This window comes from Psychrobacter sp. BI730, from assembly GCF_013414195.1.
Classification (GTDB): Bacteria; Pseudomonadota; Gammaproteobacteria; order Pseudomonadales; family Moraxellaceae; genus Psychrobacter.
In genome coordinates, this window is the sequence record NZ_JAATTV010000021.1 from 1 (window position 1) to 16831 (window position 16831).

A 16831-nucleotide genomic window follows, 5' to 3' on the forward strand; every position below is an offset into this window, starting at 1 on the left:
CAATGTTTTTGATAACTTGTGCTCGAAAATCTGCTGAGTAGGTCATCTTTTATATTTCTCTTTGCTTGGTTTAAAAGTATTGTACCTTTTATATTTTGGACTGACTATAGCACGCCATGTCAAACCAAACAGATACCACAAAATCTAAACCAGCTTTATTGGAGTCTTTTAGAACTTTGCTACCAGTCGCGTCATTTAATGACGTTGATCAGCAAACTGTCCTTAATTAACTGATATTAACTAACCGTCATTAACTAATCGCGACGCCAAGTATGGTATTTCTCTAACCAACTTAATACGGTCTCAGGCGCATGAGCACGTTTCCACTCACCAGCGGCGTATTTGTTACCTTCTGCCCAAGTAGGGTAGCTATGAATGGTGCCCAATATTTTGTTGAGACCCAGACCATGTTTCATGGCCAGTACAAACTCTGCGATTAGGTCGCCTGCATGTTCAGACACCACCGTAACGCCAAGTATTTTATCTTTACCTTTTGGCGAGATGACTTTAATAAAGCCTTTAGCCGCGCTATCTGTAATGGCACGATCCAGCTCTTCAAACTCAAAACGAGTAATCTCATAATCGATACCTTTATCAATGGCTTCTTGCTCGTTAATACCGACACGAGCGACTTCTGGGTCGATAAACGTAACCCACGGAATGACGCGATAATCTACTTTAAACTTTTTCAGGTTGCCAAATAAGCCATTTACTGCGGCGTACCAACCCTGATGGGCAGCGACATGAGTAAACTGGTATGGGCCAACGATATCACCTGCGGCAAAGATATTAGGATATAACGTCTCTAGGTATTCGTTGGTCACGATAGTACGATTGGTTTCGATACCTAGTGTCTCTAAACCATAACCTTCAAGGCGTGCGCTACGGCCAACGGCACAAAGTAGCTCATCATACTCGATATCGATTTCTGTTTCATTGTGTTTGACGATAATGTATTTTTTGCCATCACGCATCTCGCAGCGCATCGCTTGATGCGAGGTCAAAATATTGACACCGCTTTCAGTGAGCGACTGATGAGCAAAGGTAGAGACTTCGAGGTCTTCTTTACCCATAATGCGATCGCTCATCTCAATTTGCGTCACGTTAGAGCCTAAACGGGCAAAGCTTTGCGCAAGCTCGCTACCGATTGGGCCACCGCCCAGTACTACTAGCTTATTAGGGGCTTCTTCTAGCTCAGCAAACTTAGTCCATAACGTGTCACTGGTTACGTAGCCAGTTTCTTCTATACCTGGCAGAGGCGGTACAAATGGGCGAGCGCCCGTGGCAATGACAATGGTACGCGCTGTTAAGGTCTGCATGCCGCCGTCATTCAGTTGAATCTCTACTGTCCACGGGTCAACTAACTTGGCATAGCCTTTGACCACATCGACGCCCAGATTGGTATAACGCTCAACGCTATCGTGCGGTGCGATATCAGCCACTACTTGCTGTACGCGTGCCATCACTTTTTTGAACGAAAACTGCGGTACGGTGTTCTCTAGACCGTAGTTCTCCCCATGACGAATTTGATCAGCGATTTTTGCGCTCTTAATGATGGCTTTACTTGGTACGCAGCCATAATTGAGACAATCACCGCCCATTTCACCTGCTTCAATCAGTGTGACTTTTGCTTTGACTGCTGCGGCAATGTAGCTTGTGACCAATCCGCCTGCGCCTGCGCCAATCACAATCATATTGCGATCGAAGTTTTTAGGTTTGGTGTGGTTTTTATAAACACGGCGTTTTTTAAACATGTTCAACACTCCTTTTGCTATTAAGGGGAAGAAACCTAATAACGCAAACGAGACAATTAAGTTGAAAGATAAAATACCCGATAAGCTGTCTATCTGTGCCAGCTGTGTCCCTGCATTGACGAAGACAAACGTCCCAGCCAGCATGCCGATTTGACTGACCCAGTAGTAAGTCCATGTTTTAATAGACGTTACACCCATCAATAGGTTAATCAAAAAGAATGGAAATATAGGTACCAGACGTAAGGTAAATAAATAAAATCCACCTTCTTTTTCGACACCTGCATCAATAGCTGCCAACCGCTCAGGAAAGCGCTGTTTGATGGTGTCACGCAGTAAATATCGCGATGCCAAGAAGGCAATAGTAGCACCAATACTCGATGCAAATGAGGCAACGAGTAAGCCCTGAACCAAACCAAATAGAGCACCCGCGGCTAGCGTTAAAATCGCAGCGCCTGGTAAGGAGAGGGCAGTGACGACGACATATAGTAAGAAAAACCCACCGATAATCAATAGCGGTGACTGCGCTTTGTATTCATTAAATTGCGCCATCGACCCTTTTAAGCCATCAAGCGTCAATAATTGATTTAGGTCAAAATAAAAAAAGCTTGCCGCTAATATCAATATTAATAGTATTAAAAATATTCTTTTAATCATGAAAAGTCCGGCCAAATAAGGGAGCGAAGGCTAAAATCGTAGTTATTACTCAAACAGTAGAATACTCATTGTCTAAGTAACAGAATTCGAGTAACTATATTTAACAAAAATTGGCGATCAAAGCTAATTGTCTGAATCGCCTAACTACGATAAAAAAATGAAGTCGGCAGTCTTGATAGTATATACATTATGTCTTGTTGTCTGACATTTATACGACTGAAGCAATAAGCACTGCTGTCGATGGTTATACTGGAAGATTATTTTTACCCAATGTTAAGGTGTCATAATCTCTCATTAAGAAAAGCGCTATACAAGCCGCCAACATTGGCCATGCGGCAAAAAACAGTAAGTTGTCAAAAGGCGTGAGGTAGAGACCAAAGGAGGCAAAAGTAGAGGCCGCGTGTAGTAATAAGATGATGCCGTATGTCCATTTTTTGAATAAACCCATTACGAACGAGAAGATCAGTATGATTTGTAAGCTACCAATGGCGTAAACAATACTAGTGCCTAAGCCTTCTAGTGCATAAAATTTAGCAAACACATTTGCGGTGTGCTCAGGGTTTATAAATTTGTCGAGCGTCCAAAAAAAGAACACAATGAAGACACCAAGGCGAAGGAATAATAGTGAGAGTGGTAGGTGTTTTGGCATAAATAATCTCTTGTTGAGAAAAACTGAAATTGAATTGAAACAAGCTAAGCAAATAAAACGGGCACTATGGCACTGGACTAATAGATAACAAATACAGGTAAAAATACGAACAATATTGAGTGATTACTCAAAAATAAACAAAGTATTACCACCAGAAGTGCTAAAAACGCATTGTAGTGGTTATTGAATAACTGTTCAAGTTGATGTATTCAAATTAGGGCAATTAGAGGATTGAGTTACCTTTTTCGACCAAACCAGCAATACTGGCTTAAAAAAGGCTGACTTTAGGTACGTTTGATGGGATATGCTGATACACAAGGTGAGTGAAAATAACGAGACCAATGATAAAAAACCCCACATAGAGTAGGCACTCTATGTGGGGTTTTGATTAGATAGTGGGTAATAGTCTGATGATTATGACTGCTAAAACCACAAGAAGCTGGCAGTTACCACATCAAATCATCTGGGATGACATAAGCGGCATAAGGATCGTCTTCTGTCAATGCTTCCTCAGCAGTATCGTTAGACACCACCATAAAACCTGCCATCTTTGAATCAATACGGTCAGCGAGTGGGCGAGGGAGCAGGGCATAGCTGTCCTCTAAGCGCGCAATCACCACGTGACCTGCCACGATTTGATCATATAGCTTTTGGGTAATGGCAATCTTCTTAACTTTAGACTCATCGACGAACTGATAGCTGACCTCGCCTTGTGTATCCGCAATTTGATGCTGCTTAATCATTTGGATAATATTGGCTTTTAGGGCTTTTTCTTCTAGTGCCTGCTGTTTTTCTTGATTGAGCTTTTGATCTTTCTCCAGTTTTTTTGCCTGTGCCTCTGCCAGTGCTTTTTTCGTCTCTAGGCTTTCTGAATCGCCCGTACGTTTGGCATGTTGAGTTTGCTTGCTGATTTTATTGGCTTTTTTGCTATCCACCAATCCAGCCTTTAATAATTGAGCTTGTAGGGCGTTTTTTGCCATAATCCAATCACCTAAATAACGATAGTTAAATCACAAATGCTAAAAAACATATTGTAGCAAACTTTACCAGCGCTTGTGGTTAGACAATGACCAGAGTTTATAGAGGCATCAATATAATACTCTTGCAAACCATAAATAATGATAGGGCTAGCACACTTCTGATGATGGCAAAAGCGTATACATCACTGGATGAAGCCGCCCAAATTGGTTATCATCGAATTAAGAAACATATTTTCTGTAGATGTCTCCCCAATAAAAGGCATAGCTTGGTTAAGTATGACCAGCTTTATAGGATTAAATAACTCAATCTAAGGACAGATTATGACAACATCACAGCACATTTTGGCCTGTATTGATGGCTCGGCAGTGACTGAATCCGTTTGTGACTATGCCGCTTGGTATGCCAGCAAGCTCAATTTGCCTGTTGGGATATTACACGTCAGCGACATACCGGCATCGAGCAGACGAGACTTATCAGGAGCGATAGGGGTAAACAGTCGCCAGTTTTTATTAGAGGAGCTGTCCCAATTAGATGAACAACGCGCCAAAGTCGTCAACAGCTATAGCAATGCATTGGTACAAGATGCAAAAAGCCACATTCAAAGCAGTTTCGCTGATGTCAATGTTCGCGTTTATCAACGCCACGGCAAACTGCTTCCTAGCATTGAGCACTTCAAAGAAGAAAATCGTGCGATTGTGATGGGACGCCGCGGAGAAGATCATAAGAACAGTCGGATCAATATTGGTAGTCAGATCGAGACAGTCGCTCGTGGGTCAGATATTCCTATATTGATTTGCTCAGAGAAATTTGAAGAGCCAAGCTCTTATATGATTGCCTTTGATGGTAGCAAGACCTCTATTAAAGCGGCACGAATGGTGTCAAAAAGTCCACTACTAAAAGGTCTAAAAGGTCACATCGTGATGGTTGGCAATCATAATGACGCCGCCAAGCAAAGTATGAGCGCCGCCGCCGCACAGTTAGAAGATGCTGGGTTTGTCGTTGAAGCACATCATTTATCTGCTTCTGATGCGGTGGACGGATTGTTAAAGTTTCAGGTAGAGAACAATGTCGACATTATGGTGGTGGGGGCGTACGGACATTCGAAATGGCAGCAACTGTTTCTCGGTAGTACAACGACAGAAATTATCGCTAGCACGTTATCACCGGTCATTCTAGTGCGGTAATAACGTCATGTATTTGTGTTTATCGTCTAGGGCGTGTCCTCAGTTTTATATTGGGGGTACGCCCTAATCATTTAATATCTTTGGAATATTTTATGCTTATCAATGCAGATTTTTCACAAAGTGCTTCACTGACCCCTGAAGCACATCAATGGATTAAGTCACCACAAAATGGTGTGGAGCGTGTCATGCTTGATCGTGTAGGCGCGGAGAAGGCTCGCGCTACCAGTCTTGTGCGTTACGCGCCAAACTCTTACTTTCCGCATCATCTACATCCAGGCGGCGAAGAGATTTTAGTATTATCAGGCACTTTTTCTGCAGATGACACTCATTATCCAGCAGGTTGGTATCTACGTAATCCGCCGACTTCAGGCCATAAGCCTTATAGTGACGAAGGTGCTGTCATTTTCGTCAAGTTGCGGCAAATGTCGTCTGACGAAACGCAGCATGTGGCTATCAACACTTATGACGATGCTAATTGGCAACAACAAGGTAGTCGTACTGTCTGCCCGCTTTTTTCCGATGGGGTAGAGCACGTTAGTCTACAGCGTATCGATGCAGGCGAGTTATTATTCACTGAGACAGTTCATGGCGGTGCAGAAATATTAGTTATAGCAGGCAAGCTAATAGAAGGTGAGCAGGTATATCAGCAGGATAGTTGGATACGCCTACCGATAGATGCAAATGTACAAATAAAGGTAGGAGCAGAGGGCGCAACAATATATCTAAAAACTGGACATGTTAATCATGTCATTGGTTTGGAGGTTGAAGAAATTTAAATAATGCTTATTAATTATATAGACAAAATATAAAAATAATTTGGTACTTCTAGTTCTTAATCATGACGTACCAAATTATCTGTATTAGAACTTACTACACTATGAAAAACTCTTATCTATATATGAGTATCTTTAGGTAAAAGTATCAAAGATCACTTGTTTTGATAGCATCTTTGCTCTCAAAGTCAGCCAACATTTCTGTGATTAGCAGATCCTTTTGATGCCATATTTGCTCTACCCATTCAAACATCTGTGCTTTTATCGCCTCATCTGTTTCATAACCGCCGTTTTTGATCGCCGTAAACAGATCTTCGGGTATCTCAATATGTCGCACATCGGCGCCTAAACGCTTGATATTACCTTTCCATAGATCGCTATAAGTGGGCACACCGTCAGGGTAGACAATCGTCATGTCCAAAATTCCATCAATCTCTTCCCCTAATGCACTCATAGCCAGTGATAACCCGCCAGCACGTGGCTTAAGTAAATGCGTATATGGGGATTTTTGTTTATCATGTTTGCTAGGAGTGAAGCGAGTCCCTTCTAGATAGTTCAATAGTGTAAAAGGCTTGTCTTTAAGCAATGCACACGCTCGTTTCGCTTCTTCGATATCCTTACCCTTTAGAGCAGGGTTTTTGGCGATGGCTTCTTTAGAGTGTCGACGCATCATAGGAAAGTCGAGAAAGTAGAAAGCTTGACCAATGACAGGGATATATATGAGCTCAAACTTGGTAAAAAAGCGCGTCAATGGTAAACGTTTCTCGCTGATATATTGCACGATACTGGTATCAACCCATGACTGATGATTGCTCACCAGTAGATACTTACCGTTGGTATGCACATCATCAGGCAGATTAATGCGCCAATCTTTGCGCGGTAATACGTTATCGATCAATGCATTGTTGCTATTGATCCAATAGTTCGTCACATCGATAACGGCTTTGTCAGCGATGGCAGCACCGGTGATAGCCTTGGTAGCACCCATGACCCAGACAGGTAGACCAGCTAACATACTATTGAAAGTGATAACGCTGGTTGCTGTCGTCAGTGAGGCAGCTTTGCCCAGTTTTGGAGCGCGTTCATGTAGTTTTTGAACGATTGATTTCAATCGCATATCGAATCCTTTTACTCATGCCTATGATGAGATATTGATAATGTTGCTGCATGATTTTAGCAGAAATCAATCTCAGTGTACGAGTGTTAACAACAAATAATAAACAGCATTGATAAATCAAAATGTACAATCGTATTGAGATTTAGCCGAAACGAGAGACAAATCAAACCATAAAAACAGTCTGTTTTATCTATAAAAATAAACCGATAAAAAAAGAAATACAGATTACTTAAAGGGTAAGTGTCTATGGTGATATTTCGAGCTCAAATATAGCCCTTATATGCTGGCTAGTCTACGAGTTTCTTCTAGAACCTCTTTTTGTAGATTCACAGTACTACTCACACATTAGTACTGAGCAAAGATTAATGAAGTTAAATATTTTGATAGCAGTTAAGTTATCAATAAACAAAAAAAAGGGCGTATCAAGAATTATCTCGATACGCCCGCTATAATCTAACCAATGAAATTTGATTAGCTAAATAATCGAGTGAATCAACACTCTATATCTACTATATCAATTAGCCGTGCATACCACGGATAGGGTAATTGTTTTCTGGGTTTCTAACAAAAGCCAAACCGTTTGCCAAGGCTTCAAGATCTGGTCTAGAGAACGGTGCGTTCGAGATATCAACAATATGCACTTTTCCTTCAGCATTGATGACGAATACAGCAGGTTCAGCGAAAGGATGATCAGTTTCTTTTTCTGAACGTGGGTCAGAGATGTATAGACCTAGCGTGTTCATCTGCTCGATAGTCAGACCATAAGCCATAGGGAAACTGACATCTATTTGATCGAGATGACCTTCTAACTGCTCTTTGCTGTCTGCAGATACTGCGATGATATCGACACCGACGTCATAGAAAGACTGTTTTACTGTCTCTAAGGTATTTAGATACTTTGTGCAAATTGGGCAATGTTTACCACGGTATACAACAACCAGTTTCCAGTCATGACCGTTTTCAGGTTTGCCTAACGAAGTCATTTCACTGTTTAATACTTGTACTTCCATTTTAGGAAACGTAGTACCGGCTTGAATTTTTTGAGCATAATCTGTTGACATAGTTCTTATCCTTTTTAATAGTATTTTTATGGTTAGTTGGTATTTAACAGCCTTACAGTAGCAGTCTTAAGTGCAAAAGTATTGGATGTTTACAGTCGTCCCAAGTAGTAACAGGAAAAATTAACATTACCTTTAAAATAGACCAATAAAACTATTTAAGTAGGATAGAGCATATCATCAATTAGCACATTGACACATTTAGTGGTCTTAAAATGGCTAAATTTTGTCAAACATCGTCAGAAATCTTGTCAATATGTTCATATTTGTGGCGAGTTCTTCCTTGTTTGACTGCAATTTTTCTCATTTTAAGCCTCACAATCTAAATGATGACACGCCCTAGTGAGTCATAGACAAAGCGTCTATTTTTTCGCTTCTTCAGTTGTCTGAGCATATAGTTTATCTTGAGTTTTTAGCTCGAAATCTGAGGCGTTATGACGTTCGTGTAATTGCTCAGCAGGTTCACCCCAAGTGCGGTTTACCTTGCGACCACGTTGCACAGCAGGACGCTCTAAAATCTCAGTTGCCCAGCGACGTACATTTGGATAGCTCTCAACTTGTAGGAACTCTCCTGCATTGTATGCTTCACCTAGTATTAGATTGCCATACCAAGGCCAAGTGGCGATATCTGCAATCGTATACTCATCGCCACCTAGATAGCGATTGTCTGCAAGCTCACGTTCTAGTACATCTAATTGACGTTTTACTTCCATCGTGAATCGATTGATAGGGTACTCAAACTTTTCTGGCGCATAAAAGTAGAAATGTCCAAAACCGCCGCCTAAGTAAGGGGCAGAGCCTTGTAACCAGAAGAGCCAATTCATGACTTCAGTGCGTGCTGCTGCATCTTTAGGGAGTAGTTTTCCGAATTTTTCAGCAAGATAGAATAAAATGGCGCCACTCTCAAACACACGGCTACCAGTCTCTGTATCCAAAAGTACAGGGATTTTTGAGTTTGGATTTAGCTCAACGAAACCTGATGAGAACTGTCCGCCTTCACCAATTTGAATAAGGTGCGCGTCGTACTCAGCGTCTGTCACACCTAATGCCAATAACTCTTCAACCATAATGGTGACTTTTTGGCCGTTAGGGGTGCCCATTGAGTAGATCTGTAACGGATGTTTGCCGCGAGGTAGATCCGCTTCATGTGTTGGGCCAGCGATAGGGCGGTTGACACTTGCCCACTTACCGCCGCTTTCTGCATCCCATGTCCAGACGCTGGGTGGCTCGTAATGATTAGAGTTTGACATAATGATGATACCTTTTTATATACTATGCTCAGTAGGGTGTAATTGGTAAATCAGATCCAGTTTATTGTTTTTATTCTGGCATGTCTGCTATTTGCTTCAAGATGTTTTTGTAGTTTTCTACACCTTGTGCACCGCTCACCAGATGCCGACCGTTGAAGATAACGGATGGTACGCTTTGAACACCTTGCTGCTTTGAATGCTGTACGGCTTCACGTATCACATTGGCAAAGCGTTGATCTGCGATAACGGCGAGTGCTTCATTATGATCTAGTCCAATATCTGCTGCGACATCTGCCAGTACGGTACTGTCAGCCACGTTTTTATTATCAACGAAATGCGCAACGAACAATGCTTGTTTTAGGTCGTGCATACGTCCTTGCTGATCAGCCCAGTGCAGCAATTGATGCGCATTAAAAGTATTATAGGTACGAAAATCATCTGTGAATTGAAAGTTAAAACCAACTTCCGCACCTGCGGCTGTCATTCTAGCTCGGTTTTCTTTAACGTCCTCAGCAGTTGTACCGTATTTCCCCATGATATGCTCACGATAGTTCCGTCCTTCAGCTGGTGTGTTGGGATTGAGCTCAAAGGGGTGCCAGTGGATTTCGTGCGGCGTGTTGGTTTGTTTTAATGCCTCAGCCAGTTGACTGTAGCCAATGGCGCACCAAGGACAGACAACGTCTGACACGATATCTATTCGTAAGGGTTTCTCTGAATGTTCCATATCATCTCTCATTAGCGATATATTAAAATGAAAAACTGCTGCCCGAAGATGTTTCGAACAACAGTATGAAAACATCAAATGGACGGTGTCAGCGCTAGGCTAGTGCTGCTATTAACCAGCTTTATGCCACTCAAACTTTTGGAATGGTTTGTCTACAGGTGTATCAGCCAAGTGGTTCGTGTAGTTGCTCATGACTTTTTGAGCTGCACCTAGAATAATTTCTAGGATTTGACGCTTGGTGTAACCTGCGTCCAAGAATGCTTGGACTGCGCTATCATCCACATTACCACGACCACGTACAACAGAAAGTGTAAAGTCGCGTAGCGCTTCTAGACGTGCGGTTGGTAGTGGCGTCTCATCACGTAGTGCATCAGTGATAGCATCATCTACCTTCATGCTTTTGGCGATACCAGTGTGAGCAGGAACGCAATAATGGCAGGCGTGCTCGACGTTGATAGTTTGCCATACGACAGTGGTTTCTTCATCATCAAAGCTGCTGTTCAAGAATAGTTCATGAAGACGTTGGTAGCCTTCTAGTAATCCTGGTGCTTCAGCCATAACAGCATGTAGATTTGGAACCATACCAAAAGCCTTGATAGAGGTATCAAGCAATGCTTTGCTGTCTGCTGGCGCGCTGTCTTTATCGTGTAGTGTAAATTCGGTCATAATATAATTCCTAGTAGTCGGTTTAAACTTAACTTGTTTTAGGGTTTTGAAATAGCCTAAAAGTAATCGTTGATTTGTTATCAATCATTATTTTGAATGGTTACTCAAAATTGACGATTTTGCTTAGCAAGCGAGTCAATAGAGACTACTATAAATGATATTGAGCAATCGCTCAATAATTATTTGAGTAATCGTTCAATTAAATTGTAATGGTCAAATTACATTTCTATGGTCTGTAGTGTTTATGGCAATAATATCAATAACCTAATAAAGTAACACTGTGTAAGTAAGCATATTTATAAAACGAAAAAAATGTATTAACGGGACATAAGTAGCATGATAAAGAGGGATAATTAAGTCATCGCTGTACAATGACAGCACCAGAGCAAAGATGTACCAAAGAATAGAAATAGAAAGAGGAAGCAGCTGGTTTTCCTTTTCCTATTTCTTTATGTTGACGTTGATACTTATCGAATAGGTATGAGCTTTGAAGAAGAGATTAACGAACCTCAGTCATCTCATGCAGCACGAATGATTCGACAGCACCTTCAGTCGCTGCTGAAAAATCTTTTAGATGCTGGTTCTCCATATGAACTTGCCATAATTCACGCGTTGCCCAACTTTCATGAAACATAAAATGAGCAGGGCTGTCGTTATCTTGGAAAAGATCGTAACGAATACATCCTTCCTCATCACGTGTTGCAGGTATCAGTTTTTCAAGCTCAGCCTTTACGAGATCAACGCTATTATCTTTTGCGGTTATATGAGCAATAATCGTTAACGTAGACATTTTCAATCCTTTTTATTATGAGTTAGTGAGACAGTTGGAGTGGCCTGTATGAGTACATAATTTATCATATCAATATATATTGCTACTTGAACGAACGTTCATTAATAGCTATAGTGTTTGCCAGATAATAAGAAAACGCTTCAAATCATGATGGCTATTTTTGTTCTCTCTACTGCCTTTTGTAGTCATCAAACAACTATCTTCCAATAGGATAAGATTATGCTTAAGTTTTATTTTCATCAAACCCCAAACCCAATGAAAGTGGCACTGTTTCTTGAAGAAACTGGTCTGCCTTATGAGCTTGTCGCAGTTGATACATTAAAAGGTGAGCAACATACGCCTGAGTACCGTGCTATCAATCCAAATGGCAAAACCCCAGCGCTCGAAGATGATGGCAAACGTGTATTCGACTCTACTGCTATCTTGATGTACTTGTCCGAAAAGACAGGACAATTGGCAGGCAAGCCAGAAGACCGTAGCGAGATGCTGTCATGGCTCATGTTTATTGCATCAGGACTGGGTCCTTTTTCTGGTCAATCGGTGCACTTTAGACACAAAGCGCCAGAAAAAATCCCATATGCAATTAATCGCTACCTTCGTGAGGCTGAGCGTCATTATGAAGTGCTAGATACGCACCTAGAAGATCGCGAATATTTCGTTGGGGATGAATACACAATTGCGGATATCTCTGCATGGGGCTGGATTGATAAGGCAGCGGTCGTACTAGGTGATGCAGGATTGGATAATTATCCTAATCTAAAGCGTTGGTTTGCAAATATTGATGCCCGTCCTGCGGTACAAAAAGCCCGCGATATCCCTAAAGGTATTGATTTTAAGACTGACTTTGATGATGTTGCAGCACGCGCACTTTATCCACAAAACTTTGATAAAAACAGTTAATCGAAGCAAAGGCGGTCAATAAGCCTTATAATATAAAAAGTGATTAAAACCAAGAACTAAGGTTGATTCTACAAACTTTGCCTTAAAATAGGTTTTAAGGCAAAGCTATTAAGGTGAAAATTATGAGTGCTCCGATAAAATTCAATCGTGAGGATGTGATCGAAAAAGCCAAAAATCTCTACTGGGAAAAAGGCTATCACGCAACGTCGATGCGCAACCTACAAGATGTCGTCAACATGCATCCTGGCAGTATCTATGCAGCTTTTGGTAGCAAGGACAAGCTGTTTATAGAGTCATTAAATCGTTATGCAGCAGAAGGCGCAAAAAGGCTGGCCAATTGCATGGCACAAAAGGATACGGTGCTTGGTGGACTACGGCATTTTATTCACACTGTGATCGTGTGTAATAAGGCAACAGCACCAAGTGGTATGTGTATGATCGTAAAAACGGTCGCTGAACTGACTCAAAATGACAGTCCAGAGCTACTGGCACACGCGACAGGAATTTTAGAAGGGATAGAGGCTTCATTTGCTACTTGGTTTGAGCAAGCTATTGAGAGCGGTGAAATCAGTGCACAAAAAGACGCGACTGAACTGGCACGCTATCTTCAGATTCAGATCATAGGTCTGAGGACGTATGCGCAGGTCACTAATGATAATGATGCGGTAGAGAAATATATCGATGATATTTTCAAAAATATCGTATAGCAAGGTTGTGTAAAAAGCAGATTTTTTAGTTATGACAGCTCGCGAATTTTGTCGTTGACCAATCATCATAGTATTACTAAAAACCCTGATTGCTAGTACATTAGCGATCAGGGTTTTTGTTATCTATTACTGTGCTTTTGGATTGTCATTGATGAACTTCAGCAGAAGCTCAGCCAACGTTTCGCCTTGGTCTTCTTGCAGGAAATGACCGCCATTGACAATAGTCGTATGATTTTGGCCTTTGGTACCAGGAATTAGCTTTTGCATGATGCGATCGCCGCCACCAGTTACAGGGTCAGAATCACTAAATAGTGTAATAAATGGCTTGCTCCATTTGCTTAGCACGACCCAAGCTGCTCGGTTGTTTTCTGAAGCAGGATCATCTGGTGTCGTGGGCACTAGGATAGGAAACTGTCTAGCACCTTCTTTATAGGACTCATCAGGGAAGGGTGCATCGTAAGCATCCAGTACAGCTTGAGACAATGTCGTTGTGGTACCGCTTTTGATGGTGCCTGCTACATTGAACTGCGGCGTCTCCTGAGAGAATTTCTGCCACTTGCGAAAACCTTCGCCGGGATCATGATCCCCAGTCGGTAGCATCGTATTGCCTGCTGCGACGCGATCGAATTTATCAGGATGCGCTGCTACTAAGCGTAGGCCGATTAAACCGCCCCAATCTTGACAAAACAGTGTGATATTTTTTAAATCCAATTGATCAAGCACCGATTGCATCCAATCGACATGGCGCTGATAAGTGTAATCAGTACGCGATGCAGGTTTGTCTGAACGTCCAAACCCAGGAAGGTCTGGCGCAATCACACGATGGCCTGCTGCTGTTAGTATTGGAATGACTTTACGATACAGATAAGACCAAGAAGGCTCACCATGTAATAACAAGATAGGGTCGGCGTCGCTTGGACCTTCATCAAGGTAGTGTACGCGTAGCTCACCACCTTCTGTATCATCAACCATCAGATAGTTCGGTTCAAAATCGTAATCTTGCAAGTTAGCAAAATACGAATCAGGCGTCCTAAGTTTTTTCATATATCATCCTTGGGTTAGAAAAATAACAGTGCATTCTGGCACAGGTGTTAGACAGTCTATTAGAAGTGAGTCTCTGGGTGCTACTCGACTATTACTGGTAATCCTAGCGATAAGGCTATCTGCTTATAGTCTATATTGATTAAACGTTCAAAATGAAAACTATACCTTACAAACATTCGTTGCTGCAAACATTAATAGTGGATGTGTCAGTAGCATCCACTATATATAGGATAAGTTTTGATATAGGATAGGTTTTGAGTTTCATTTTATAAGGCTAAGCTAATCGTGACGCCAATATACCTTTACCACAACATCTGTACGACTAAGCTCAAGTCGGTCCTTTAGCAATGGGCGCAATGCTTTGGCAGTATTCGCTTCTAGTGCTCCCCAAACTTTATCAATCTGTAGAGGGTTATTAGTCAAGTAATCGCCTAACTTCCTGTCAATTAGCGTGGCTAAATCTGCTCCTGAGTTTGGTTGATTGGTTACTATAGGCAATACGGTAAAGTAGTTATTACTACTGTTTTCAGTATCGCAATTGAGGCAACTGCGCATTTTTACAGTATCGAGGTAGCTTTGATCGCCTGCATCTTGCGTCACGCAAATGACCAATGGTGGTGTAGGATTGTTCCATAGCTCTAGCAGTCGTGCTGCCGTTGGCATTGATGTCTCATCGACAATCAGTACCGCTTGACCGTCTCGTAAGTGCTCTACCTTTTCTGGAAACTCTCGTTTTGTGACAACGGTCTCGCCTGCTTGTAGTGCTGCTGCCCAGTTGCCCCCCGGCGTATCCCCATGCAAAAAAACATCGACCCAAGCTCTTATCTCATCATCGGCTTGCCATGCTTTTCTCAAAGTGTAATAACAGTGAGGACGTGCAGGGTGTACGTTTCCCTTCTCGCTATCATCAAATTTATTGCCATCAGTGCTGTCAGTAATCAATGCGTTGGTCATTGCGTTGTGCTCTAAATCAAACAAGTAAGCGTAACCCGCTTCGTTGGTAGGTACTGACGTCGAGTTTTTTGCGCCTTTGACATCGCTTAATGACGACATGCTCAATTCAAGGCGCAGCATATTTTTGCTGGCTCTATAACTACTTTGTACATCAAATACTTGCTTGGTCAGTTTGATTGTTTTTTTGCCTAGCTTTTTATCTGCTCTTTGTTTTAGCAAGATATATTGGGCTTGCAAGTCATCAAGCTGGGAGATAGGTGCGGCAAAAGCGATAAAGAAAGTCTGGTCATCAAGCGAGGTGTTGTGAGCGCCAGCTGGTTGAATCTCTGAGCTTTTTAGAAAAGTCTGTATAGCAATACCTTCAGCATAAATATCAGTTATCTGCGCATCGACCAGATCTAATTCGGTGGTAGATAATGAGGTAAATGCACTCAAGAATCCAAGCAGTTCATCGAGGTGCTCTTCATTAATATGAGTGACCACACTTGCTATTTCAGGATCGTTTAGGGAAGTGTATTGGCTGTTTTGGTTATCAGTGTTTTCTGTAGTAGCTAAAAGAAGGTTGGTCATATAAATACTCGCAATCAACAGAGCGTTGAAATTAAAGTGAATGAGTTTATGGTAAATGATAATTGTTTTTATTATCATTTACGAGTAAAATCATCGTAATTGTCGTTTTCGTTTTGAGAGAGCGATTGCTACTACCCTTACTTTTCTCAATTTTGACCAACAATGAGTGCTTATATGCTACGTGCAAACCAACTGACCATCAGCCGTCAAGGAAATAATCTATTAGACAACGTGAGCTGCGAGATTGATACTAATCAACTGGTGGCATTGGTTGGGCATAATGGCTCTGGTAAGTCGACTCTGATTAAGGCGTTGGCAGGAGAGATGACGAGCAGTGGGGGTACGATCACACTAGATGAGACCAATATTAGCGATTACGGCAATAAAGAGTTGGCACGTCAAATGGCATATCTACCGCAGCAATTGCCAGAAGCCGCTGGATTTACTGTACGCGAGCTGGTGATGCTAGGGCGTTATCCGCATCAAAAGTGGCTGCAAAAGCCAACTCAAATAGATAGAGATAAAGTCGAGCAGGCGCTAAAGGTTACCCAAACACAGGCATTCGCAGATCGTATTACGGCAACACTATCAGGCGGGGAACGCGCTCGTGCTTGGCTCGCGATGTGTCTGGCACAAGATACCCGTTATCTATTGCTCGATGAGCCACTTGCTGCGCTTGACATGCATTATCAAATCGAGGTCATTCAGCTTATTCGTCGTTTGGTCGATGAGCAAGGCTTGAGTGTGGTGATTATTATCCATGATATTAATTTGGCCGCGCAGTATGCGGATCGAATCATCGCGCTAAAAAATGGCCAAGTATGTCACAACGGTGATATCGCAAGCACCATGCAACCTACCGTGCTACACGATATCTTTAATGTCGATATGCAGCTGCTCAGTCATCCTATTACGGGACAGCCTGTCGCAGTCGCTTAACGTCTGATTTCTGCTCTTTCTTTCTAATTCGTCTACAAAGATACGTTTCTATGCCTCCCTTTTTTTACACCGATAAACCAGCGAACCTTCCAATAGTTGCGTCAGTATCAGGGACGT

General features: G+C 42.0%; 16 protein-coding genes. 5 read left to right on the plus strand and 11 right to left on the minus strand.

Going from position 1 to position 16831, the window contains the following annotated elements; translation table 11 throughout:
• Positions 1–254 precede the first annotated feature (254 nt).
• From HCZ91_RS13045 to HCZ91_RS13055, 3 genes are all read right to left on the minus strand, one after another.
• Positions 255–2408, minus strand: coding sequence for a bifunctional TVP38/TMEM64 family protein/FAD-dependent oxidoreductase (locus HCZ91_RS13045; RefSeq protein WP_179799675.1), 2154 nt, complete (start codon positions 2406–2408; stop codon positions 255–257).
• Positions 2409–2652: 244 nt separating this feature from the next.
• Entirely contained in the window at positions 2653–3057 is a 405-nt protein-coding gene (locus tag HCZ91_RS13050) for a hypothetical protein (protein WP_179799676.1), read from the minus strand.
• Between the two features lie 446 nt (positions 3058–3503).
• Positions 3504–4037, minus strand: coding sequence for a DUF2058 domain-containing protein (locus HCZ91_RS13055; RefSeq protein WP_179799677.1), 534 nt, complete (start codon positions 4035–4037; stop codon positions 3504–3506).
• 321 nt (positions 4038–4358) lie between these two features.
• Here HCZ91_RS13055 and HCZ91_RS13060 point away from each other — a divergent pair, with 321 nt between their 5' ends.
• Entirely contained in the window at positions 4359–5222 is an 864-nt protein-coding gene (locus HCZ91_RS13060) for a universal stress protein (protein ID WP_179799678.1), read from the plus strand.
• Between the two features lie 92 nt (positions 5223–5314).
• Positions 5315–5998, plus strand: coding sequence for a cupin domain-containing protein (locus tag HCZ91_RS13065; protein WP_179799679.1), 684 nt, complete (start codon positions 5315–5317; stop codon positions 5996–5998).
• Between the two features lie 145 nt (positions 5999–6143).
• Here the strand turns inward: HCZ91_RS13065 and HCZ91_RS13070 are convergent, their stop codons facing one another.
• The 6 genes from HCZ91_RS13070 to HCZ91_RS13095 form a co-directional block, all read right to left on the minus strand.
• Complete coding sequence (locus HCZ91_RS13070; protein ID WP_179799680.1) at positions 6144–7112, minus strand: acyltransferase; 969 nt, start codon at positions 7110–7112, stop codon at positions 6144–6146.
• 518 nt (positions 7113–7630) lie between these two features.
• Positions 7631–8173: a redoxin domain-containing protein gene (locus HCZ91_RS13075; protein ID WP_057760581.1), complete on the minus strand. Its 543-nt coding sequence runs from the start codon at positions 8171–8173 to the stop codon at positions 7631–7633.
• Between the two features lie 359 nt (positions 8174–8532).
• Positions 8533–9420: a glutathione-dependent disulfide-bond oxidoreductase gene (gene yghU / locus HCZ91_RS13080; RefSeq protein WP_179799681.1), complete on the minus strand. Its 888-nt coding sequence runs from the start codon at positions 9418–9420 to the stop codon at positions 8533–8535.
• Between the two features lie 70 nt (positions 9421–9490).
• Positions 9491–10144 (minus strand): DsbA family oxidoreductase, encoded by a 654-nt coding sequence (locus HCZ91_RS13085; protein WP_179799682.1) that lies wholly within the window; start codon positions 10142–10144, stop codon positions 9491–9493.
• Positions 10145–10255: 111 nt separating this feature from the next.
• Positions 10256–10810: a carboxymuconolactone decarboxylase family protein gene (locus tag HCZ91_RS13090; RefSeq protein ID WP_179799683.1), complete on the minus strand. Its 555-nt coding sequence runs from the start codon at positions 10808–10810 to the stop codon at positions 10256–10258.
• 499 nt (positions 10811–11309) lie between these two features.
• The gene (locus tag HCZ91_RS13095) at positions 11310–11600 is read right to left on the minus strand and encodes a putative quinol monooxygenase (protein WP_179799684.1); all 291 of its coding nucleotides are present in this window, start codon (positions 11598–11600) and stop codon (positions 11310–11312) included.
• A 219-nt stretch (positions 11601–11819) separates the two neighbouring features.
• Between HCZ91_RS13095 and HCZ91_RS13100 the strand changes: the two genes are divergently transcribed.
• Together HCZ91_RS13100 and HCZ91_RS13105 are read left to right on the plus strand one after the other, a co-directional pair.
• Positions 11820–12500, plus strand: coding sequence for a glutathione S-transferase family protein (locus tag HCZ91_RS13100; RefSeq protein ID WP_179799685.1), 681 nt, complete (start codon positions 11820–11822; stop codon positions 12498–12500).
• Positions 12501–12622: 122 nt separating this feature from the next.
• Positions 12623–13207, plus strand: coding sequence for a TetR/AcrR family transcriptional regulator (locus HCZ91_RS13105; RefSeq protein ID WP_179799686.1), 585 nt, complete (start codon positions 12623–12625; stop codon positions 13205–13207).
• A gap of 126 nt (positions 13208–13333) precedes the next feature.
• Here HCZ91_RS13105 and HCZ91_RS13110 read toward each other — a convergent pair whose 3' ends face one another.
• Positions 13334–14251 carry a haloalkane dehalogenase gene (locus HCZ91_RS13110; RefSeq protein WP_179799687.1) on the minus strand — a complete coding sequence of 306 codons (918 nt, stop codon included), beginning with the start codon at positions 14249–14251 and terminating at the stop codon, positions 13334–13336.
• 279 nt (positions 14252–14530) lie between these two features.
• Complete coding sequence (locus HCZ91_RS13115; protein ID WP_179799688.1) at positions 14531–15775, minus strand: siderophore-interacting protein; 1245 nt, start codon at positions 15773–15775, stop codon at positions 14531–14533.
• A 174-nt stretch (positions 15776–15949) separates the two neighbouring features.
• On the opposite strand from HCZ91_RS13115, the gene HCZ91_RS13120 reads away from it, so the two are divergent.
• Positions 15950–16714 (plus strand): ABC transporter ATP-binding protein, encoded by a 765-nt coding sequence (locus HCZ91_RS13120; RefSeq protein ID WP_179799689.1) that lies wholly within the window; start codon positions 15950–15952, stop codon positions 16712–16714.
• The last annotated feature ends 117 nt before the right edge of the window (positions 16715–16831 follow it).

Bases quoted from the DNA above. Each gene is read 5' to 3' on its own strand.
- HCZ91_RS13075 (WP_057760581.1), bottom strand. From the start codon at position 8,173: ATGTCAACAGATTATGCTCAAAAAATTCAAGCCGGTACTACGTTTCCT.
- yghU (WP_179799681.1), bottom strand. From the start codon at position 9,420: ATGTCAAACTCTAATCATTACGAGCCACCCAGCGTCTGGACATGGGAT.
- HCZ91_RS13060 (WP_179799678.1), top strand. From the start codon at position 4,359: ATGACAACATCACAGCACATTTTGGCCTGTATTGATGGCTCGGCAGTG.
- HCZ91_RS13095 (WP_179799684.1), bottom strand. From the start codon at position 11,600: ATGTCTACGTTAACGATTATTGCTCATATAACCGCAAAAGATAATAGC.
- HCZ91_RS13045 (WP_179799675.1), bottom strand. From the start codon at position 2,408: ATGATTAAAAGAATATTTTTAATACTATTAATATTGATATTAGCGGCA.
- HCZ91_RS13120 (WP_179799689.1), top strand. From the start codon at position 15,950: ATGCTACGTGCAAACCAACTGACCATCAGCCGTCAAGGAAATAATCTA.
- HCZ91_RS13115 (WP_179799688.1), bottom strand. From the start codon at position 15,775: ATGACCAACCTTCTTTTAGCTACTACAGAAAACACTGATAACCAAAAC.
- HCZ91_RS13085 (WP_179799682.1), bottom strand. From the start codon at position 10,144: ATGGAACATTCAGAGAAACCCTTACGAATAGATATCGTGTCAGACGTT.
- HCZ91_RS13055 (WP_179799677.1), bottom strand. From the start codon at position 4,037: ATGGCAAAAAACGCCCTACAAGCTCAATTATTAAAGGCTGGATTGGTG.
- HCZ91_RS13100 (WP_179799685.1), top strand. From the start codon at position 11,820: ATGCTTAAGTTTTATTTTCATCAAACCCCAAACCCAATGAAAGTGGCA.
- HCZ91_RS13050 (WP_179799676.1), bottom strand. From the start codon at position 3,057: ATGCCAAAACACCTACCACTCTCACTATTATTCCTTCGCCTTGGTGTC.
- HCZ91_RS13110 (WP_179799687.1), bottom strand. From the start codon at position 14,251: ATGAAAAAACTTAGGACGCCTGATTCGTATTTTGCTAACTTGCAAGAT.
- HCZ91_RS13070 (WP_179799680.1), bottom strand. From the start codon at position 7,112: ATGCGATTGAAATCAATCGTTCAAAAACTACATGAACGCGCTCCAAAA.
- HCZ91_RS13105 (WP_179799686.1), top strand. From the start codon at position 12,623: ATGAGTGCTCCGATAAAATTCAATCGTGAGGATGTGATCGAAAAAGCC.
- HCZ91_RS13090 (WP_179799683.1), bottom strand. From the start codon at position 10,810: ATGACCGAATTTACACTACACGATAAAGACAGCGCGCCAGCAGACAGC.
- HCZ91_RS13065 (WP_179799679.1), top strand. From the start codon at position 5,315: ATGCTTATCAATGCAGATTTTTCACAAAGTGCTTCACTGACCCCTGAA.